This window comes from Patulibacter sp. (assembly GCF_030655195.1).
In the GTDB taxonomy this organism is placed as follows: domain Bacteria; phylum Actinomycetota; class Thermoleophilia; order Solirubrobacterales; family Solirubrobacteraceae; genus Patulibacter.
The window spans coordinates 1-4777 of sequence record NZ_JAURWA010000175.1 but is presented as its reverse complement, the minus strand read 5'-3'; the positions used below and the strand labels follow the sequence as shown (position 1 = coordinate 4777).

The 4777-nt window shown below is 77.7% G+C and carries 5 protein-coding genes and 1 pseudogene; 2 read left to right on the top strand and 4 right to left on the bottom strand.

Annotated elements, in window-relative coordinates; all coding sequences use genetic code 11:
* The 3 genes and pseudogenes from Q7T67_RS18800 to Q7T67_RS18790 form a co-directional block, all read right to left on the bottom strand.
* Positions 1-936, bottom strand: a pseudogene (locus tag Q7T67_RS18800) (hypothetical protein); the annotation flags it as partial.
* Between the two features lie 61 nt (positions 937-997).
* Positions 998-1633, bottom strand: coding sequence for a dTMP kinase (tmk, locus tag Q7T67_RS18795; RefSeq protein WP_304793438.1), 636 nt, complete (start codon positions 1631-1633; stop codon positions 998-1000).
* A gap of 120 nt (positions 1634-1753) precedes the next feature.
* Positions 1754-2086, bottom strand: a complete 333-nt coding sequence (locus Q7T67_RS18790; protein WP_304793435.1) for an Hpt domain-containing protein — start codon at positions 2084-2086, stop codon at positions 1754-1756.
* Positions 2087-2241: 155 nt separating this feature from the next.
* Here Q7T67_RS18790 and Q7T67_RS18785 point away from each other — a divergent pair, with 155 nt between their 5' ends.
* Positions 2242-3276: a GAF domain-containing protein gene (locus Q7T67_RS18785; RefSeq protein ID WP_304793432.1), complete on the top strand. Its 1035-nt coding sequence runs from the start codon at positions 2242-2244 to the stop codon at positions 3274-3276.
* Between the two features lie 12 nt (positions 3277-3288).
* Here the strand turns inward: Q7T67_RS18785 and Q7T67_RS18780 are convergent, their stop codons facing one another.
* Entirely contained in the window at positions 3289-3987 is a 699-nt protein-coding gene (locus tag Q7T67_RS18780; RefSeq protein WP_304793429.1) for a response regulator transcription factor, read from the bottom strand.
* A gap of 98 nt (positions 3988-4085) precedes the next feature.
* Here Q7T67_RS18780 and Q7T67_RS18775 point away from each other — a divergent pair.
* The coding region (locus Q7T67_RS18775; protein WP_304793426.1) for an AAA family ATPase at positions 4086-4777 on the top strand (692 nt) is incomplete at its 3' end.

Below are 4777 nucleotides of genomic sequence, written 5' to 3'. Positions count from 1 at the left end.
GGCCAGCGCGGTCTCCGCGGCCGTCGCCCGTTCCTCGGCCTGGGCGACCCGGCGCTCCGCGGCGGCCTCGCGGGCCGCAGCGCGCTCGGCGACCTCGGCCTCGGCGGCCGCGATGCGGTCGGCGACCCGGGCCTCTGCCGCGGCGACCCGTTCCGCCGCCCGCGCCTCGGCGGCGGCGGTCCGCTCCTCGGCCTGTGCCTCCGCGGCGGCGACGCGCTCGGCGGCCCCCGCCTCGGCGTCGTCGGCCCGGCTCAGGGCGTCCGCGACGCGGGCGTCGGCGGTCTGTGCGCGGGACGCGGCCTCGGTGGCGCGGGCGTCGGCAGTCTCGGCGCGCGACGCGGCCTCGGTGGCACGGGCATCCGTGGCCTCGGCGCGGGACACGGCCTCGGCGGCGCGGGCCTCGGCGTCCTCGGCGCGCGAGATCGCCTCCGCCGTACGGGCGTCCGCGGCCTCCGCGCGAGAGGCGGCCTCTGCCGCGCGGGTCTCCGCCTCGTCGGCGCGGACGGTGGTCTCGTCCCGACGCGTCCCGGCCTCGCCCACGGCGGTCTCGGCCTGCTCCGCGCGGCCGGCCAGCTCGTCGGCGCGCGACTCGGCGGCCTCGGCGCGGGCGCGGAGCTCGTCGACGAGGGCCCCGAGCCCGGCGATCCGGTCGGGGTCGACCGCCTCGCCGCGCAGGGCCGCGAGGTCCGCCCGGGTGGCGTCGGTCTCGCGACGACGCTCGTCCTCCGCCGCGCGCACCGCCTGCAGCAGCTCGCGGAGCTCCTCGGCCTCGTCGAGCGCGGCGTCGCGCTCCTCCGCGATCGCCTCGGCGGCCGCACGGACCTCGTCGGCGTGGTCGCGCTCGACGCGTAGGGCGTCCTCGAGGGCCGCTGCGCGCGCGGCGGCGTCGTCCGGGTCTGGCCCGGACGTGGGTGTGGACGGGCCGCCGTCGCTCACCCGTGAAGATCCCCCCGCACGACGGGGAGTCTAGGCCGACGGCTCCCGCGCCGGTATCCCGTCACCCGGCTTGCAGGATGTCGGCCAGCGCGTCGAGGGCGTCCGTGAGCACCTGCGCGGCGTCCTTGTGGGCGTCGAGCGTCCGGAAGCGCTCGGGCTCGCCCGTCGCCAGCGCGTCGTAGGCCTGCTCGACGCGCGAGAAGAACGCGTCGTCCTCGCGCTCCATGCGGTCCTGCTCCTCGCCGCGGGCGAGCAGGCGACGGCGCCCGGAGGCCCGGGAGACGCGCAGCAGCAGCGTGCGGTCCGGCCGGCACCCCGTCGTGGCCAGCTCGTTGATCCGGGCGACCACGTCGAGCCCGAGGCCCCGTCCGCCGCCCTGGTACGCCAGCGAGCTGTCGACGAAGCGGTCCAGCAGCACCCACCGGCCGTCCTCGAGGGCGGGGAGCAGCACCTCCGCGCAGAGCTGCGCGCGGGCGGCCGCGAAGAGGAGCGCCTCGGTCCGCGGGTGGGGGGCCAGCCCCGGGTCGGCGACGAGGTCCCGGATGCGCTCGCTCAGGACGACCCCGCCCGGCTCGCGCAGGCGCAGGACCGGGAGGTCGCGGTCCAGGAGCGCCGCCTCGAGCCCGTCGGCGAGGGTCGTCTTCCCGGACCCGTCGAGGCCCTCGATGGTGATGAGGCGTCCGCGGCGGTCCGGCATCGACGACGACGCTACTGCCCGTCGCCCGGGCGCGGGGGGCGTCGTGCGCCATCCGGACCCGTCGAGACGGGACCGACCGTCGGCCGACCCCGTCCGGATCAGCTCGTCGGCCCGTCCGGATCAGTGCGTCGGTCCGGCCTCGGTGGCGCGCCGCAGCTCCCCGGCGGCCTCGGCGATCGGGCCGGCGTCCGCCGCCGTCGGGGCGCCGGTCAGCAGGCCCTCGACTCGGCGGGCCACCGGGGACGCGTCGGGCAGGCCGAGCGTCCCGAGCAGGCCGGCGAGCTGGTGGGCCTGCGTCCGGGCGCGGTCGCGCAGCTCGTCCGGGAGGCCCGCGGGGGAGCCCAGCGCCGCCGCCGCCTCCTCGAGGACGTCGATGCGGGCGTCCACCCGGACCCGCGCACGGAGCCACAGCTCCGCCAGCGCGTCGTCGAGGCCCGGGTCCGCATCCGCCATCCGGCCCATCCTACGAGCGTGGGGCGGAGCTCGGATACCTCTTCGATACGCGACGGACCGTCTGCTGTCACGACCTCTGCCGATAGTGGGACGCGGTCCTCGAGCCCCAACCGATGCCCCGTCCCCCAGAACCCATCGACGACGAGGCCCCTGCCATGCCCCGGACCGCACCCCACGCTTCCGCCGCCCCGTCCGAGGGCCCGACCGACGGCGCGTCGGCGACCGACGCTCCTCAGCCCGTCCCGGCGCCCGCCGCCGACCCCGCCCCCGGTTCCGGTGACGCGGCGTCCACCGGCGTCGCGGCGGACGCCGGCACCCCCGCCGCCGGGCCCGACGAGGCCGAGGCCCGGCGCCTGGCCGCCGTGCGCTCCACCGGACTGATCGGCGTAGAGGCCGGCGAGCGGATCGACCGGATCGCCCGCCGGGCGTCGCAGATCGCCGGCGCCCCGATGGCGCTCGTCTCGCTGATCGACGAGCACGGCCAGTGGAACCCGGGCGTGTCGGGCGAGGGCGCCCCGCGCGAGGCGCCGCGCGCGTTCTCGATGTGCTCCGCGGCGATCACGACGCCCGAGCCGTTCGTGATCCCGGACGCGTCGAAGGACCCGCGCTGGTCGTCGATGGAGGGCGTCGCCACCGCCCCGGGCGTCCGCTTCTACGCGGGCCAGCCGATCGACGACGGCGACGGCAACCTGATCGGCGTCCTCTGCGTCATCGACGTCGTCCCGCGCGAGGCCGACGCCGAGCTGCTCCAGGCGCTGGCCGACCTGGCGGTCTGGGCGCGCCACGAGCTGCTCGCCGGTCGTCCCGCGACCCCCGGTCCGTCACGGGCCGCAGCCGCGCCGTCGCCCGCCACCGAGCGGACCGCCGCCGACGCCGCGGCCACGACGGACCGGCTGGAGGAGCTCGAGCGGCTGCAGTCCCTCGTGGTCTCCACGACCGCCCACGAGCTGCGCACGCCGCTGACGGTCCTGCGGGTCCACGCCGACCTGCTGGCGGCGGCCGCCGAGGACCTCGGACCGGACGAGCGCGCGTCGCTCGAGGCGATCACCCGCGCCGTGACGCGGCTGCAGGACGTCTCGGACGGACTCGTCGCGGATCTCCGCGGCTCCGCCGGCGGGGCCGAGGAGGCCCTGCGGCGCTGGCTCCAGCTGGAGCAGGGCTCGCAGCGGGTCCGCCCCGGCAACGACTGAGGCCGCGGGCGGTCAGTCCGCCGGCGGGCGGTACCGGTAGCCGATGCCGCGGACCGTCTCGACGGTCTGGTCCGCGTCGTGGGCGGCGAGCTTGCGACGCAGCCGGCTGACGTAGAGCTTCACCTGGTCGGCCGTCGCCATGCCGTCCCACACGCGCTCGATCAGGACGTCGGAGGGCAGCACCCGACCCGCCTCGTCCGTCAGCGCGGCGAGGAGCGCGTACTCGCGCCGGGTCAGCTGCAGCTCGACGTCGCCGATGCTCGCCAGCCGCTGCTCGCGGTCGAGCTTCAGCAACGCGTCCTCGTAGATCTCGACCGGCTGCGAGGCCCCGGTGCCGCCGCGCCCGCGCCGGACCAGCGCCTCGACGCGGGCCAGCAGCTCCTGCGGACCGAACGGCTTCACGACGTAGTCGTCCGCCCCGCCCCGCAGCGCCCGGACCTTCGCGAGCTCGGCGTCCTCGCTGGTCAGCATGCAGACGGGGACGTCGGCGACCTCCCGGATGCGCTCGAGCGTCTGCCACCCGTCGAGTCCGGGCATGTCGACGTCCAGCAGGACGGCGTCGACGGAGCCGGCGAAGAGGATCTTCAGCGCCGCCCGGCCGTCCTCGGCGGTGCGGACGGTCATGCCGCCGCGCTCGAGGACCAGCTGCACGACCTCGCGGATCGACTCGTCGTCGTCCACGACGAGGATCTGGGAGCGGTCCGCGGCCATGGCGCCACTGTATCCGGACGCCGCAGGCCCGCCGGGTCCGGTCGAGAACGCCCGGCGCGGCGGGGCCCACCCGGTCGTGCCGCACTACCATCGGCCCGGTGAGCGTCCTGCCCGGCACCGAGCACCAGCCCCACGCCCGGGCCGTGCTGGCCCGCGCCCTCCCGCGCGTCGACGCCGCCGGGCATCCGGTCGCCGGGGACCCGTCCCACGCGTACCTCTTCCAGGGGCCTCCCGGCAGCGGCAAGCGCACCGTCGCGCGCGCCCTGGCGACGGCGCTCCTCTCCGAGGGGCCCGACGGCGCGGCGCTGGACAGCACCGACGTGGCCGCCCGCGTGGAGCGCCGCTCGCACCCCGATCTCACCTGGGTCCGGCCGACCGGCGGGATCATGCGCAAGGAGGACGTCGACGAGGCCGTCGTGCAGGCGGTCTCCGGCCGTCCGTTCGAGGCCCGGCGACGCGTCTTCGTGCTCGAGTCCGCGCACGCGATGAACGACACGGCGGCCAACCGGCTGCTGAAGACGCTGGAGGAGCCGCCGGACTACGTCGTCCTGGTGCTGCTCTCGGAGCGCCCGGGCGAGCTCCTGACGACGATCCGCTCGCGCTGCCAGAGCGTCCGCTTCGACCCGCTGCCCGAGGACGACCTGGCCGGTCGACTCCAGCGGGACCACGGCGTCGACCCGCTGACGGCCCGCGCCTGTGCGCGCCTGGGGCTCGGCGACGCGCAGCTCGCGCGGACGCTCGCCGGGCCGGAGGGCGCGCCGATGCGCGCGGCCGCCGAGGCCGTGGCGCG

Bases quoted from the DNA above. Each gene is read 5' to 3' on its own strand.
- Q7T67_RS18780 (WP_304793429.1), bottom strand. From the start codon at position 3,987: ATGGCCGCGGACCGCTCCCAGATCCTCGTCGTGGACGACGACGAGTCG.
- Q7T67_RS18785 (WP_304793432.1), top strand. From the start codon at position 2,242: ATGCCCCGGACCGCACCCCACGCTTCCGCCGCCCCGTCCGAGGGCCCG.
- Q7T67_RS18790 (WP_304793435.1), bottom strand. From the start codon at position 2,086: ATGGCGGATGCGGACCCGGGCCTCGACGACGCGCTGGCGGAGCTGTGG.
- tmk (WP_304793438.1), bottom strand. From the start codon at position 1,633: ATGCCGGACCGCCGCGGACGCCTCATCACCATCGAGGGCCTCGACGGG.